This window comes from Pirellulales bacterium (assembly GCA_035499655.1).
In the GTDB taxonomy this organism is placed as follows: domain Bacteria; phylum Planctomycetota; class Planctomycetia; order Pirellulales; family JADZDJ01; genus DATJYL01.
The window spans coordinates 1-16,956 of sequence record DATJYL010000056.1 but is presented as its reverse complement, the minus strand read 5'-3'; the positions used below and the strand labels follow the sequence as shown (position 1 = coordinate 16,956).

Here is a 16,956-nt window from a genome sequence, read left to right as displayed (position 1 = left end):
TCAACTCTTTGGCCGGAATAACTGACAGGCGAGCACGACGTCATTTCAAACTTTTGGCAGCCGAGGTGTATTGGGCTGCGTGTCGAGGTTGCCATTGAGATCGCGCGGCCATTATCTGAGATTTGCTCTGTTTTGGCCAAGGCAATTTGAAATTTAGAGTGCGTCTTGCATACCTGTAGCGTATCGGCCGGCTGCGAGATCCATCTAAATGAGCCACGTTCTGGCATCGACCGACAGAGAAGTTGCGGATGACCGTTGTGGTATTTTCGCGTGAGCCAAAGGCTTGTGAACACACCGCGAATGGAAGATGGTTCAGCCGATGATTCGTTGAGGGAATAATTTGAGAGAAAAATCGACAGATTGCTGACTTGTTGATTTCAGCGAATTAGCTAATTTCCGCCGCCCCGCGGACCGCCGCCTCCGCCACCCCCTCGGCCGAATCCACCGCCTCCGGGACCCCCTCCACCACCGCCGCGGCCAAAACCCCCACCGCCGCCTCCACGGCCAAATCCTCCTCCGCCGAAGCCACCGGCACCAAAGCCGCCTGGTCCGCCAAATCCACCAAAGCCACCAGCGCCGCCGGGACCACCGAAGCCTCCAAAGCCTCCGAATCCGCCCAGCTGGCGAAGCGCTCCAAAACCATTCTGACCTTGCCCGAATCCGCCAGGTTGATTGCCTGTGCTCGCGGTTCGAGATGTTGAAGAGCCGCCGTTGGGAGTCGTGGTGGTGGTGCTGCTGTGGGCCTGATCGCCGAGAACGGAAAGCAGCATGGTTTTCATTGATTCCGGACTCGTGGCTTTCAGCGTCACCAAGCGCGTGGTTTCGCGTTCTTCGGTGGAAGGTTGATCGAGTTGGGTGACTAATTCCTTCACTTCGTTAAAGAGGGGATCGGCCGCGTCCACCACCAGGGCATTGTTTCGCTCGTCGACGCCGATGCTCATCTTGGGTAATTCTTCTTGTTGGTCCCCTTGATTGCCGCGGCCACCACGGCCACCGCGCATGGCCATGATGAAATCTTGCGGATTCATTTGTCGCTGTTGCCCTGCCGCCCCATTCAATCGGTCGGCGTACAATTGTTTGATGACGTCGGCTACGGAATCTGCCGTGGTGTTATATACGGGAATCATTCGCGGCCGGGTGACAAGCGAAACATCTTCGGGGCTGTCGTTCTGATCCAGAACTCGCAGAAGTTGATCAATCGTGTCGATATCGGCCGGGCTGGCTTGGACGATCAGCGCGTTCAATCGAGTATCGGGCACAATGTCCACCGGTCCGCCAGTGCCGCGCGCGCCCGAAACCATGCCCGCAGGCGCCGTGTTGTTATTGTCGCCATCGCCGCCCAACAAGCTTCCGACCAAGCCGCCGCCAAAACCGCCGATGGCTCGTTGGGCAAAATCGCCGACCAAATTTCCTCCGCCGCTTCCGCCGGAAATCGTGCCGCCGCCGAAAATTTGTCCCAATAGTTCCGCAGCCACGGAAGCATGCGTGTGCTTCAAATAGAAAACGGTGTATTCGCGTTGGCCTTGAAATTGCTTGCTGACGAGCGCGGAAAGAAGTTTTTCAAAATCGTTCAGGGCGTCTTTATCTTCCGAGGCAATCATCACGCCGCTGGCGCCGACGACCACCACGATGGGCGCTCCGGGAACGCTGGCTTTGTCGCTGTCTTTTAGTTTCAAAGTGGAGCCTTGCTCGCCGCCGGCTTGATCCTTTTCTGTTGTCGTCTTTGGGGTTGCCTCTTTGGTCAACGCTTTTGATGTTGCGGCAGGCGTTGAGCCGGCGGGAGTCGAGTCGGTAGCCGCCACATTGGTCGTCGAGGCATTTGTTGTTGGCGCCGTTGCAGGCGATTCATTCGCGGTCGGCTGAGTTGCAATCGACGGGGTGGCCGCGCTTGAATTTGTTTTCTTCGAAGCGGTAATTGCCGGGCCTGCTTGCGCATCGTCCTGTGACGTTGCCGTCGCAGGATAATCGACGAATTGGAAACGAACGATTTTGGCATGTGTGGTGCGGTCCAGTGGCACGACATTCAATTTTTGCCCGTCCGATTTATCGTCCGCTTTACTTGGCTTCGGCTGATTCTGGCCGGCTTTGTTCTGGTCCGCATTCTGTTCCGCGTTTTTATTGGCGACGTCCGACGGAGCGATGAAGCTGGGATACAGCGGCGCAGATTTGGCACTGGGAGTAGCCGCGACGCCGCGCGGAGCATTCGGAACATACTGCGAAGATGAGGGGGTTTCCTCCGGAGCGGCAGGCGCTTGCGACGGGCGGCGCTCGTCGATGATGCCGCCAGGTGAAAGGCCCGATCCGCTACTGCTGCCGGGTCGGATTTCCGGATAGCCGCCGCTGGGCGTGATGACGTGAATGGAGTTTTGATGGGTAGCGGGCCACAATTGCTGGAGTTGTTCCAGCGCCGCCCTGCCCTGTCGACCCGTCAGTTGTATCATGCGGATATTGCCGCGATCCGTGGCGCCGGTAATATCAGTTTCGGGGCCTTCCATCTTGGCGACCATGGCTTTGATTTGGGCGACTTGCGCATCGGAGCCGCGCACCAGCAAGCGTCGCAACGTGGTTTCGGCTTCCACTTTTGGCGCATTGCTGGCGGCTTTCTCATCGCCGCCGGAAAACAACTTGTTGATGGCGACCACAGCTTTTTCCGGATCAAGCTCGCGCAATTGAATGACATCGATTTTCTCTCCCTCGTTTTGCATTTGATTCAGCGTGGCCCGAATGGTGGCATGCTCGCTGGGCCGCGCTAACACCAACAGCGTGCCGGTTTCGGGGACCTGGCTGAGCCGCACGTCGGGATGACCGGCCAACAGCGTTTGCATGACCGCCATGGCCAGCTTGGGATCGACGGAAGTGATCGGATACACTTCGAATTCCAACTGCTCGTCGGCGTAGGCTTCGCCCCCTTTGCCGGCGACATCCAACATTTTGACGATCTCCGCAAAGCGGTCGATCATTTCCGGTCGGCCGCTGGCGAGAATGCGCTTGCCGCCGGGTTCCAGCATCAACCGCAAGGTGCCGGCGGAATTGCTGCTTTGGTCGCTGGGAACGTTCAGCAGTTGTTTGGCGATGGTCAGCACATCATTGGGCGCCGCGTAGTGCATTTCGAAATGCCGCAAATCGTCGCGATTGGCAAAGTCCGGGTTTTCGCTGCGATCCAAAATTTGTTTGATGGTGCGGAGCTTGCCGCCCGTGTCGGTGACTAAAAGTTCGCGCGCCTGCGGCAGCGGCACCACGGTGCCTTGCAAAGCGCCTTGCATGCTCAACAGCGGTTTAATGATTTGCGTAGCCTCGTCGATGCTCATATTGTTGATGGGAAATGCCGCGCAAACCAACTCATACTTGCCGCGGTCCGCAAGTTCGTCGAGCGAAATCATGGGAATCAAATTCGGCGGAATGCCGTCTTTCAGGCTCACCACCATCAGCATCCGGTCGCGGCGAATCAGCGTATAATCTCGTGTGAGCAACACGCTGTTGAGCACGTCGATAGCATCGCCAATGCTGTACGCCCGATCGTCCTGATAATTGAATGTGCCCGGCGGCGGCTGATCCATCACTAGCGACAGATCGGCTTTTTCGGCGAACAATTCCAGGACGTCTTTCCAGGGCGCATAGCGGAAGTTGAACAGGATTTTGCCGTTGTCGGTCCGTTTCAGACCGGCTGGAGCAGCCGCGGTTTTCCCGGAGCTTTTGCCAGCGCTACTGGACGCAGAATTGCCGGAATTTGGTGCGGCACTGGCGGGATTTGACGCCGCAGTATTGGGTGCAGGGGCATTCGACGCAGCCGAATTGGCCGCGCTGGAATTCGACGGTGCGGCCGCAGCATCGGCGGCGGTTTTGGAAGCGTTATCGGTCGGCTTTGCCGAGCCGTCACTTGTTTTCGCCGCGCCATCGGTGGATTGCGCCACGCTGTCGGCCGGCTTGGCATCAGCATCGGTGCTTGGTCCGCCGGCCAATAATTCCCACTTCGTGTGTTGCTCCGGGGTGATCACATCGCCCAGTGCCCGTTCGTAATACGCCAATAAATTTTTCTGTTGTTGTGGCGTGGCCCTGGCCAACTGTTTTTCGCGCTCCTTCATGATCTCGGCGATTTTTGTCTGCTGGTCCGCCGTAAGCTGGAGTTGTTTGGCAATGCTTGGGTCGGCCAGCGAAGCCAATCCGTCGCGCCCCAAGCGAACCTGCTGTAAGCGATTCCACTGTTCGTCGCTCAATAATTTCAGCCCCATCTGCTCCGATTCGCTGCGGAACGCGGCGAGTTTCGTTTCCCGTTCATCAGGCGACAGGTCCTTAATCTGTTGCGACAATTCCAGCGCATCGTCCTCGCGCTGCTTGATCAGCCGATCCAATGCAGCCCGGGCGTCGTCCGAAAGCCCCAATTGCTTGGCGACCGAGTCTTCAGTGGCCAAGGACAAGACACCCACAAATGTGGAGTCGGCCGCCTGCAGTACGGGCGCTAAAAGCATAGCGCACAACCCCACCATCGTGCAAAACACAATATGCCGTTGCATCACGCCACCGTGTTGTTAGCGGTTTATGGCAAACGCTCAGGGTGAGCCCGCCGTGATTCGCGGAGATTAAGGATCCCTATCCCCAGTATATTGACAATCGGTTAATTCCCACTGACCCAGCATGCTTACACTATCTGGGGCAACCCATTTAACCCCGCCACTAAGCAAGAGTTACGACGGAAACAACAATTCCCGGCCGCAGCCGATTAATTCATAAAATTCTGGCTAGGAGGTACTTAGAAAGCAATGCCAATGCAGCAGCCCGAATTGAGCTTATGTTTTCATACTAATTTATCCAATTTTGTTGACTGCGCCGGAGCTGCTGGTTATATTTTGTCCAGTTTGGGGTTTTTTGGGGAACCGCATCATTCGGCCTTGAGGCAGGCTATCTGCGGTGTACCGGTCAAGGAAGAGCGTTGAATTCTGCGCGAGGAGCGTGCAGAGAGTGGCGATTCCAGAGAGCAGAGAAGAGCAAACGTACTTGCCATTTGGCTTAAACGTCTGCGCTTTGCGTCTTTGGAGATTTGCCAATGAACTCGGCTTCATCGCCTCGCGTCTTTTTTCTCTCCCCCTATATCAAAGCCAGCCGCTGTGCCAAAGCTTGGCCGAGTGGTTTGTTTTACTTTGTCGTAGTGGCTGCTGTGTTTGTGCTTTCAACTACGGTCGGCGCTACAACGGTGAATTGGGTTCCCACCGGAACCGGTAGTTGGAATAATGGCGCCAACTGGAGCAGCAATCCAAGTTTACCTGGCTCAAGCGACGAGGCTACATTCACAAATACGTTGGCCGGCACTGGCAACGCAATAACCCTAGATGCAACGAGTCAAACGGTCGGCGGTGTGAATGTCGCAGCTGGAACTGGTGGCAAGGGAATTGATATTCAGGCTGGGTCGCCGGCAGGTACTTTGATTTTAACCTCTACCGACTCGTCTGGAAGCACGGTGGCTTTGACCGCCACTAGCGGGCTGCTTGTCATTGACGCGCCCATTCAATTGGGCAACGGTTCTAGCGGATCGTTTACCGCCACATTCAACAATACGACCAACACTTCTAGTAGCTTCCTCGTCAATAACACTCTGACCGCCGCTTCCGGGCAAACATGGGGAGTTAATATTACCGGTGGTGGCTCGTCGAACGAACTTGTTACGTTTGAAACCGTTGCGAAGGCCTACAATGGTGATACGACTATCCAAAGCGGCGGCCAACTGCGCGTTTTGAATACAGATAATTTACTTCCGCATGGTGCAGGCGCAGGAAATGTCATCATAAATAGCGGCGGAACACTTAACTTGAACGTCGCGAGTCTTCAGATCAACGGATTGTCGGGCGGTGGCGCCATTACGAAGACCACAAGCAACTCGAAAACGTTAACCGTTGGAGACAACAATGCCAATGGAAACTATACAGGCACAATCAGCATGTCAGGTGGCTCGGGTAACGCCGTTACCAAAATCGGCAGTGGTACACAAGTGTTTGGTGGCACGATTACCACGAATAACTTTAACGTCAATGTCGGTACGGCGCAACTGAACAGCACTTTGACCGCGACCGCGGTCACGGTCGCTGCCAACGCGATACTCGGCGGCACTGGTACCGCAACGTTAACGGGCGCTTTCAACGTCAATGGTACGATCGCACCGGGCGACAGCCCGGGCGTTTTGAACGTGAGTTCATTAACAGCACCGTTTTCATCGACCGGCGGTTTGTCGATTGAAATTGCTGGAAACACACCAGGCAATACCTCGTCTAACTACGACCAACTGAACTTCACCAACGCTTCCGGCAGCGTTGCACTCAACAGTTCGTCGGTTCTTGGCCTTTCAGTAATCAACGGCTTCGTGCCCAGTCCTTCGGATGTATACTACATTATGAGCCGGGCTGACTCCGGCGCGTTCTCGACCTTGTTCAACGGCACAAGCGAAGGGGGCACGGTCAATATTGGCGGTGGTTACACCGGCCAAATCACGTATCTGGCCAACTGGACCGGTACGCAGGGTGGCAGCAGCCTGACGGGCGGCAACGACGTGGCGATTTACAACGTGCAACCCGTTCCGGAGCCCGCCTCGGTGGTGTTACTGGCGATCAGCGGATTGACCCTGTTGGGTGGCTACCGCCGCCGCGCAGTTCGGGGCTGATGCCAGCATAAAAAGGGGAAAATCTCCGAGGAATTGCACTGCTGGGGGCAACTTGGTTTTGTGGACCTCCCGGCGCGCCGGGATCCTTAGCTGCTCGGCGTTTTTCTCAGGGAAAACGCCTGAGTAAAGGCGTTTGCTACATCCTGTGCAGTTCAAATTAGCCGACCACGTTTTCTTGTGCTTGGCACGGATGGGTTCTGCTCAGGCTCGGTTTCGAAGGAAGTCGCAGGCGCTCATCGCAAAGCTGCGGTAACGGCCGCCAGGGAAGCAGTACCGCAGAGCCGTACCTCAGAGCTCGAAGTAGTGCCTCTTAGTGGATTCTTTTTCGTTCTTTTACCAAAAATCGGATATTTGATTGACTGGTCTGTAATTTCTAATTATATTGAGCGCGCTGATCTTCACGTTTGGGGGGTATTTTAATCTGTTTCGGGGAACAGGTTTTGGTCTTTTAGCGCCATCTGTAATTAACGTGCGCTCGGGGGAAAGAGCACACAGAGCGGATAAACTAAGGTTGTAGTTTGTCAGTTGTTTAGAAATCCGTTGGTTGAATGACATGACATTCGAGAACGCCTGAAATCGCATTCGTGATACGAATGCGGCAGGCATGGTGTTATAGAGCGTGAGAAATATTTCCTACTAACTGTACTGACGATTGCCAAAAACTGGAGCCGACTATGAATACGCAGGTTGCGAAAAAGTCTATTGTCCTGATGGTCGTCATTGGACTTGCTGCTTCAGGATTGTTTTTGGTTTCCACAGCGCAGGCAGCCAATCGCACTTGGACTGGCACTGGTGGAACCACTATGAGCACGGCGGGCAGTTGGAATCCTGCTACAAACCCGGCGAATAACGATTTCTTTTTCTTCGGCAGCCAGAACGATACCGGCGCGTTACTCACCAATGATTTGGCCACCACCGTTAACTTCGGGGGCATTACGTTCAATGCTGGCGCAGTTGCTTACACCATCAATGCCGGTACGGCAACAAATGTTTACGTTTTGGAAGCAACGCCCACCGGCACAGGCATTTCGAACCTGAGCACCAACCTGCAGACCATTAACTTCAACATGTCGACGACGACGGCGCAGACGATCAACATGACCGCCGGGGGCGGCAACATCACCTTTGGCACCGGCGCCGTTGTCAGCGGCGCCGGCGGTCTCACGTTGACCGGCACCGGCACGCTCACCTTGGACGCCGCGGACACTTACACGGGCGCTACCACGATTGGCGCCACCAATATACTGAAACTCGCCAACACCAACGCTGTTGCAGCCACAACGGTTACTATTAATCCAACTAACGGGGGGCTGGTATTCGATTCTACCGCGGCGGCGAGCACGTCGTTTACGGTCGGCGGAATAGGTGGGGCCGGGAATATCTCCTTAGCGGATGTCAACAACAACACCATTGCAATTACCATGACCACCAACACCGGCACCTACACCGGGGACATCAGTGGCATTGGCTCTTTAATCAAGAATACCAGCGGCGCGCTAGCCCTGAACGCAAATCAGGATTACACCGGCTCCACGACGGTGAACGCCGGTTCTTTGTCGGTAACGGGAAATTTGGCCTCAAGTTCGATTACCGTTAACGCCGGCACGATGACGGTTAGCGGCAATGCGGCGGCATCTACGGTACTCGTGAACGGTGGTTCGCTGTCGATTGGTGGAAACTCCAGCGCCACAACAATGACCATCAATGCCGGCACGCTCACTGTGACCGGAACCAGTTCCTCGGCCACTACGCTTAACGTTGCCGGCGGCACCATGACGCTTACCGGGGCCACTAGCGCTACGCAATTGAACCTCGGCAACGGCACGTTCGTTGCCGGAACGGGCGATAGCTTTACCGGCGGGACAATTCTCACGGCGTTGACCGGCGGCAATATTGGCACAGCGGCCACTGTCGCCGGCAGCGGCGTTTTGGCCTTGAACACCATTACTCGGAATACGGGAGCAGGCGTCAATTTCACCCTGCCGACATCCGGCAGCATTACCGCCATTAATGCCAATACCGGCAGTTCGATTCTGGGCGGCTGGGCCACCGTCGGCGGAACCGATTGGGCTGTCAGCGCCGGTAACGGCTCGATTGCGGGAGCAATCACTGTCCTTGGCAGCTACACCAACGATACGTGGTCCGCGGGGAATAACACGACGGTCACAACAAGTTCCAGTCCGACTTCCAGCTCGACCACCAACAGCCTGCGCTTTGGGTCCGCTGCGGCCAATACGGTTACCTTAAGCGGAACAAACACCATCACCTCCGGCGGCATTTTAGTTAGCAGCGCGGTAGGCAGTAATTCCTCGGTCATTACCGGAGGCAACCTGCAGGCCTCGTCCGGCGGAGAATTGATTTTGAATCAACAAAACACTGCCGGCAACTTGACGATTGGTTCGGCGATTGTTGACAACGGAACCAGCAGTCTGACCAAACTTGGCGGCGGACTTGCGACCCTAATTGGCTCTAATACGTATGCCGGGGTTACCGATGTCTCGGGAGGCAGCTTGCAAATCGGCAACGGAGGGACAAGCGGATCTTTAGGGAGCGGCAATGTGGCAATCGGTCCCAGTGCCAACTTGATTTACAACCGCAGTGACAGCCAGACTTATCCAAATACTTTCAGCGGAACCGGCACAATCACTGTTGCGAGCACCGGCGGAACCGGCTCATTGTTATTGAGAAACGCTAGCGGGTTCAGCGGAACCGTAGCAGCCAACGGGGGTTCGTTGATCCTTGATTTCCCGAGCAGTTCTCTAACTTCCAACATTGTTAATAGCAGCGGGAAGCTCGCCTTGGGCGGCGGTTCGCTGATCGTCAATGGTAATCAAGATTTTAGCGGAGGAAACTCGCAAACGTTTGCCAGCACAACCCTCAATGCAGGCGCTTCGGTTGTCTCCGTGGCCCCCACGACAGGTTCAATGGGAAATTTGCCCATCTTGGCGTTGGGCGCGCTAACTTATAACACTGGCTCCACCGTGGTGTTTAATGGGCCAGCAACCGTTAACGGTGGCGGCAACGTTGCTGCTACAGGAATTATTAAGACGACGACTGCAGGAGTTGCGGCGACAGGCGCCGGCAATGGCAATGGCGTCCTCACTTCCTTTAACAACACGGGCACTTCCTATGCGGCAGCCTACGCCACGGTCGGTTTGTATGACTGGGCCAGCACCAGCTTGACTGACGGAACGTTGGGAACCAGTCCGTATACCATTATCGGCGGCAGCCAGGTTCCTAATTTCTATAACCCACAAACCGGCAACGCCACTTTGGCGGGCAATGTTGATGCGTCCACGGCAGCTTTGGGAAGTCACAATACCGACAATCCCAACACAGTGCGTTTCAACCTCCCCGGTAATACTTCTGCCGTTACATGGACACTTACGGGGGTTGTCAGCACGGGAGGAGTTTTAGTTACGCCGAATATCGGAGCATTTAACGTAACCGTCTCGGGACCCAATGGCGACCTTCAGCCGGGCTTGCGCAGCTCCAGCGCCGGTTCGATGGTGCTCTGGCAAAATAATACTCTGGGTAATTTGGTATTCAATACGGCCTTGGGCGATGGTAAGACTGCAGGCAGCGCTTATGTTGTCGCCGGTTTGGGTACGGTCGTCATGCCGACTTCTGTTGCCAACTCCTATACGGGGCAAACGTATCTTAACGGCGGATACACAGAAATCTTTTCTAACGGAAGCTTGGGAACTGTTACCACCGGTGCCCAATTGAACTTGAACGGCGGCACTTTAGTGGGAAATGTTGCCAGCGGATCATACACATTGGATAACGCAGGCGCCAATAAACGGCCGGTTGTGCTTGGCCTCTCAGGAGGCGGAATTGCGGCCACCACGACCGCAACCAACAACTACATGACCGTGAGTGGTGTGGTTAGTGGGTCTGGCCCGCTCACCATCGGTGTGCCGTCTTCCAGCGCAAACGGAAGCGTCATCGGCCAACTTCCTGGAACTGGAACAGGCACTGCCAATGCACAGGTCCTAACTGGCGGTGGTGTGCAGCTTAGCGGAGCCAATACCTATACCGGCGGCACGAATGTTGTGTATGGTGCTTTGTATGCCGGCAATGCTTCAGGCTCGTCGGCTACCGGCACCGGTGCAGTCACCGTCGGGGGCAATGGTATATTAGGCGGCGGTAATGCCGGAGGCACGGCAGGATTTATCACCGGCGCCGTTTCTCTTCAAAGTGGCGGCCAACTTTCTCCAGGTATCCCGGCTGCCAATGGCTTTAGTGGCTTCGGGACTTTGACCGTAGGAGGCCTGACTTTTGCCACGGGTTCTATTCTGAATGAAGATCTTTCGGGCGGCGCCAACGATAAGACCATTTCCACCAATGGGCTGAATCTAAACAGTGGGACGAAACTGAATTTGTACGCGGGCGGTTCGTTGAGTCAGTATACGCTTAATGGAACATTTACATTGTTTGACATTAAGAGCGGCACAGTGCCCTCGCTTGGAACATTGAATTCCGATGTCGTCATCAATAATCCAGCAGGCGGAGCCATGTACACCTGGGGTGAGTCCTCTGACGGCGGCGGTGGCACTAACATTACTTTGCAAATCAGTGGATTGACGCCAATCTACAACTGGATTCACAGTTCCGGTGAGAACTGGCAAACTGGCACGAACTGGGATCAAGGGACTGCGCCCGGTAATCCAGGCGATTCGGTTTCATTTAACTCGACCAACTCCGCAGCCTCGGGAGCCACCAGCATCGCCCTGAATGGCGCTAGGACGGCAGGTTCGGTTACTTTCAATGACACAGCCGCGCAGTTTTCGATCGATCCGGGCAGTCCGGCCGGTACGCTAACGCTCAATAACAACACCCATGGAGCTTCCGTTGTTGTCACCAATGGCAATCATGCCATCACTGCGAACGTCACCTTGGCCGATAACGTTACCCTGACGGCTACCAATCCGACGGATACGCTCACCATTGGAAACAGTAGCGGCAGCACGGGCAGCATCAGCGGCGGCAGTTACAACGTGTCCGTTAGTAATGGAGCTGGCAATGTTATTTTCACCAGCGCAAACTCCTATGCGAATACTTCCATTGACTTGAACAATGCCTTGCAAATTGGCAACGGCACATCGACAACTGCCTCGCTGGGAACTGGAAGCGTCGCATTGAACGGCACGCTGACAGTAAATCGGCCCAACGCCTATAACGTTACGAATTCGATTACCGGAGGCGGAACGTTCATTCAATCCGGCGGTGGCATGACCACGCTAAGCGGCGCAAACAGCGGCGCTTGGTCCACCACAATTAATTCAGGAACCCTTCAGATTGGCAGCGGCAGTAATATTGGTACGGGTAATCTGACTATGACCAGCGGCATTTTGGATTTGAATGGGGCTAGTCCTTCCGTCAATTCGCTTAGCGGCAGTGGCACCATCGATAATGTTAGCTCGACTACTGCTTCAGTATTAACGGACAACCAGACTACAACTACCGCATTCTCTGGTAATATCCAAAACACCGCCGGACCCTCCGGTGGGACCGTTGCGCTGACCTTGGCTGGTACTGGAAATCTTACGCTCTCAGGAATCAATACCTATAGCGGTAACACTACCATCAATGGCGGCATTTTAACGCTGACCAGCAGCACCGCCGTCGCGGCCGGAACAACAATCCAAGTCCACACGAATCCAACCACGAATGGTGTGTTGCAATTGTCCGGCAACATCAATGTGGCTGCGAATGTCAATTTTGCCCCAAATGGCTCGAACATCAATGACTCGTTGGATGTTGTCGCAGGATCGAATCCAACAATCAGCGGTAATATTACAACGACCGGCATCACGTCCAGTGCGCAATTAAGATTAGTTGCCGGCGGTGTTGCAGGCGATACAACTACTTCGGTTACTTTTACCGGCATTGCAAATTTCGCGCCGCTCAGCTTCTTCGATTTGGAACGTGGTGATTTTGTTGTTGCTGGTACTGGTCAGTTTAACGTTACCACAAGCGAGACGCTGTGGGTTGGTCGAAGCGCTGGAAACTCGACAACGTTCACGGTTAAAAATAATTCGACGATGACTGTTCCAGCGATTATTCTTGCGGCAGGTGGCGCCACGACGACGTCATCTATTTTTACGGTACAGGACAATGCTGCTGTAACTCTTGCGTTGAGTGGGGCGCCTGGTGGTTTTGAGCTCAATGGGGAAGGGGGCACCTCGGTAACCACGCTTCAATTAAACGGCGGTACGTTGAATGTTGGCGACTTTACGCAAACTCCTGGGACTAGCTTGTCAACCGGCGGGACTGCGTTCAATTTGAATGGTGGAACTATTGTTGCAGGTGAGTCTACAACCAATTTTATTCCGGTCCTCAATACAGGTAGTACGAATGCTTCCTTCAATCAGCAGGGGCCCGTCGTTCAGGCTCTCGGCGCCAAGATTAATACCAATGGTTTTGCGATCACAATTGTCGCACCGCTGATTCACGATCCAACTTTGGGTGCCGGCTTGGACGATGGCTTAACCAAGAGCGGCCTGGGAACTCTTACGCTGGGCGATCCTGGCCCGGACCTCTCCTCCACATACAACGGCCCAACTACCGTCAACCAGGGTACCCTGGCCATGGGAATTGTGAATGCCATTTCCAACCAATCGGCAATCGTACTTAACGGTGGTACGCTGTCCTCGGGTGGACACAACCAATCGCTGAGCACCCTGCAAGTTCAGGGGACGAACTCGGCGTTGGACTTTGGTACTACCCAAGATGCGTCGGATCATCTCCAATTTGCGGACAGCCATCTAGTTGCTTGGAGCAGTATTCTACGGATTAAAGATTGGGTTGGACTCGCCGGTGGCGGTGGCCAGGACCAAGTGTTGTTTGGAAGCAGCAGCGGCTTGAGTGCCGGTCAACTGGCTGACGTCCACTTTAACGGCTACTTAACCGGAGCGAAATTCGTGGGGAGCAGCGGCGAAATTGTACCGCTTAACTCCTCGACCCACCTCATCTTGGGCGAAGTCAACCCTAGTTATCCGCATGTCGATGCCAACCAGATTCTGCCGTTCGAACAGGCTTTGGCGAACCTAGCAGGCTATGAATCGACGAACGGTTACGATTTTGCAGATGTGCAAGACATCATGGATATCAACGGTGACGGATTAGTCAACTACGCCGACCTGCAATCATTCATAGGCTATCTCAACGGTGGCCACGGCAACACTGCGGGTGTTCCAGAACCGAGTTCGTTGGTTCTGTTTGGCTTGGCACTGCCGGCGGTATGGGTAGCCTCACGTCGCCGCAGAAAACCTGCATAACGAACTTATGGTGTTCGTGATGAAAGAGTTCTTTTCCAACAGTTAACTTTGCAAGTGAAAAAGCCCAGGGGGATAACCCCCTGGGCTTTTTGTTTTGAAAACGACTTGCTTTGACGGCGTTTGCACAATGGCTCCAACGCAACCCGCCTAGCGTTTCAGCCGTGAAGATGATTCCAAGTTCGACGGTTGCTCGGCCTCCAAGTTGGGAGTAGCGGAGCTTTCGTCGGCGTTGGGCAGCGGGCGAGGTTCCTGGGCCAACTGTTTGCCATCGGCGGTGTAATCGCCGACCTCGACCACATGTCCTTCGGCATTCCAACGGGTCCACTTGCCGGTAAGCACTCCGGCTACGTAGGAGCCTTCCAACTGCTTCTGGCCGGTGGGGTGCCACCAAGTAAATTTGCCTTGTTGCTTGCCGGCCAAGTACTCCCCTTCCAATTGCTTTTGGCCGTTGGGATACCACCAGGTGAATTTACCCACGGGCTGGTCGGCTTCGTAGCGGCCTTCCATTTGTTTCTGGCCGTTTTTGTGCCACCAGGTCCACAAACCATGGCGCTGATTCGCACCTTCGGTGCCGACTACCTGGGTCGAAGCTACGCCATTCCAAAAATCGTAGTTCGATTTCGTGACTTCCTTGGCGTATAAAATCCAACCCTCGGCGCGTTTTTGCCCCGGCGAATAATAATCGTCCTGCTCCGCCAGGCGTCGACCGTCGACATATTTCTCACGCGAGGCCAATTTGTAATCTGGTCCCCATTCCAACACTTCGCCGTCGATTTCGCCTTGGCGATAATCTACCTCACGGTGCTTTTGGCCAGTGGGATAATACCACACGCTTTTGCCGGTGCGTTCGCCGTGGTCGAATTCCCATTCGCTGACCTTGCGGTTCTTGGAATCGAATATCTTCCAGGTGCCGTTAAGCACGCCGTCTTCAAAGGTGGCTTCTCCGACAAACGGCGGTTGAAAATCCTTGTACAGCGGGCCACCGAACATCGGCGCTTCCGATTGTCCGTACCAGCGGAGCCAGCGCCCCTGGCGTTTTCCGTAGCGATATTCACCGCTGCCGACTAAACGGCCTTTTTCGTCCCATTCGGTCCACAGACCGTGATTGTAGTAGTTGCCTTCAGAGTCTTGGGTGACGTGCCGCTCAACTTTGACCGTCGAATCGGGGTAGCGTTCCCGAATCACTTCGATGCCGTTTTCCGTATCACTTCCTGATGCTTTGTCGTCTGCGTTCAGGGGCGCGGCCTCGGTCGGACTGTTGCTGACGGCCGGTGGGGCAGCCTCCGTGGCCACCGCGTGCTGAACGCCTGAATCGCTGGCGCTGGGCGGGTTGATCGCGATCGAGGGCATTTCGTCCGCAATAGCGGTCGAGAGGACCGGCAGAGCCAAGCCCAGTGCCGCTCGCAAAATCCAATGGATAGGCTTCCGTGCCATGTTTTCTCACTCCTTCGAGATACCGCGCGTCTTAAATTAGGTGATGGTGAAGAGTGGCTGGCGGCTACCGGATCGGGGCGGAGTCGACCGGCAACACCTGCATGTCCGCTACACTCATCATTGGTTATCGGTTTGGAGGCAATGGAATTGTCGGATTTTCCGCGCCAATTCCTAAACTAGTATTTTGCTGCTAAGCGATTGCTGGATAGCAAGTTACGGCGGCCAGAAAACTCAACGGAATCCGCAAACCCAAGGCCTTTTGTGCAGCTTAACACGCGCCAGAAGAAACGGCCAACGCACGAGGATGTCGACGTTTTGAAATCGACGTAGAAAAATGCGGATTGCCGCCTGGCTTGAGCGACGCGGAAATGTACCACTGGCAATCAGCCGAGACGATCGCCAATCATCGCTATCCGACACATCCCGGCTCGCAATGGATTCACCAAGCAGCAGACAATGGGTGTTCCAGCCGATCGAATCGCGCCGCTAGCCACCCGCCGGGTAAGAATGCAGCGGCCACCAGCCAGCCTAAGGCTGCGCCCCATAGCGTATCGCTGGCAAAGTGATCTGTCCCTGCTATCCGCTGCAATGCAACGAGCAGAGCAAAAAAAGCAAACAGCCACTTGCCCCGGGGCAAAAGCCACGAAAGTCCCAGCGCCAATCCAACGGCTGTGGCGGTGTGCGCCGAGAGAAAGCTTTGTTGCCCACTGCCGGCGGAAACAAATGGAAACCAGTGCTGGAAAGTTTCCCACACGCTGGTTATCGAAGCAAAATCGGTTTTGTATGGTCGGCTTCGTGACAACAGTAATTTCATGCCGTCTGCGATAAGTCCTGCCAAAAACGCACAACAAATGACCCGTGGCAAGCGGCTGCGCAGATGAGGTCCCAAGACCCACACCGTAACCAAAATTGCGGCCACCCCCAGACCGTGGCCAAACACTTCGGCTAGACCGCAAGTCTTTTCCAAAAAGCCTGGAAGGGGTTGCGTGCTAATCCATCGTGCCAGTGGAAGATCGATTGCCAGCGCCGCAAATCCCAGCACGGTGAAAAATCCAGGTGCAGCAAGGCGCCGCATCGCAACTCGGTTGGTCGTTGTCCGGCTTGGTGCTGCACCAACCAATCGATGCCAAGGCGTTGGAGCCTTCTTGGCGGTGGGGTGATTGCTTTCCGTGGATACACTCATCACTCAAAACCATTTTTCACGAAGGTGGCAGTAGCTCACGCGAGAAAGGGCTTGCCCAATCAAACATCGCAGGCGAAGAATAACGCGTCTGCTGCTCTGAGCATATGTCAAAATGGCGTCTCTAATTATCCGGCAGCCTCATTTGAACTCCGCCCAACTTACTGGCGTAGTTGAACTTACAGAATCATGCTGCTACGATGCCGTTGTGGGCCGAGTGGGCAGCAAAGAAACAATCGATTAAGGGGAGTCCGCAAAATGTTGCTATCTCGTTTGCCGCGCTTGGCGCTGGTCATCGCAGCGCTGGCGGTGGCCTTATTCACTACCGACAGCAATTTGGCGGGGGCCGAAAATTCGCCAACGATGCCCGTAAAACCCGCACGCATTTTGTTTGTCACTCAAAGTTTTGAGTT

The 16,956-nt window shown here is 55.0% G+C and carries 5 protein-coding genes; 2 read left to right on the top strand and 3 right to left on the bottom strand.

Annotated features, from left to right (window positions below; all coding sequences use genetic code 11):
• Nucleotides 1-389 precede the first annotated feature (389 nt).
• A complete protein-coding gene (locus VMJ32_03710; GenBank protein ID HTQ38106.1) occupies nt 390-4,511 on the bottom strand; it encodes a secretin N-terminal domain-containing protein in 4,122 nt (1,373 codons plus the stop codon).
• 782 nt (nt 4,512-5,293) lie between these two features.
• Here VMJ32_03710 and VMJ32_03705 point away from each other — a divergent pair.
• Both VMJ32_03705 and VMJ32_03700 read left to right on the top strand, forming a co-directional pair.
• Entirely contained in the window at nt 5,294-6,646 is a 1,353-nt protein-coding gene (locus VMJ32_03705) for a PEP-CTERM sorting domain-containing protein (GenBank protein HTQ38105.1), read from the top strand.
• Between the two features lie 674 nt (nt 6,647-7,320).
• On the top strand, nt 7,321-13,929 hold the full coding sequence (locus VMJ32_03700; GenBank protein HTQ38104.1) for an autotransporter-associated beta strand repeat-containing protein: 6,609 nt from the start codon (nt 7,321-7,323) through the stop codon (nt 13,927-13,929).
• A gap of 147 nt (nt 13,930-14,076) precedes the next feature.
• On the opposite strand, the gene VMJ32_03695 is transcribed toward VMJ32_03700, so the two are convergent.
• Nucleotides 14,077-15,363: a hypothetical protein gene (locus tag VMJ32_03695; GenBank protein ID HTQ38103.1), complete on the bottom strand. Its 1,287-nt coding sequence runs from the start codon at nt 15,361-15,363 to the stop codon at nt 14,077-14,079.
• A 439-nt stretch (nt 15,364-15,802) separates the two neighbouring features.
• Entirely contained in the window at nt 15,803-16,438 is a 636-nt protein-coding gene (locus VMJ32_03690) for a phosphatase PAP2 family protein (GenBank protein ID HTQ38102.1), read from the bottom strand.
• Nucleotides 16,439-16,956 lie beyond the last annotated feature (518 nt).

Bases quoted from the DNA above. Each gene is read 5' to 3' on its own strand.
- VMJ32_03710 (HTQ38106.1), bottom strand. From the start codon at position 4,511: ATGCAACGGCATATTGTGTTTTGCACGATGGTGGGGTTGTGCGCTATG.
- VMJ32_03700 (HTQ38104.1), top strand. From the start codon at position 7,321: ATGAATACGCAGGTTGCGAAAAAGTCTATTGTCCTGATGGTCGTCATT.
- VMJ32_03695 (HTQ38103.1), bottom strand. From the start codon at position 15,363: ATGGCACGGAAGCCTATCCATTGGATTTTGCGAGCGGCACTGGGCTTG.
- VMJ32_03690 (HTQ38102.1), bottom strand. From the start codon at position 16,438: ATGCGGCGCCTTGCTGCACCTGGATTTTTCACCGTGCTGGGATTTGCG.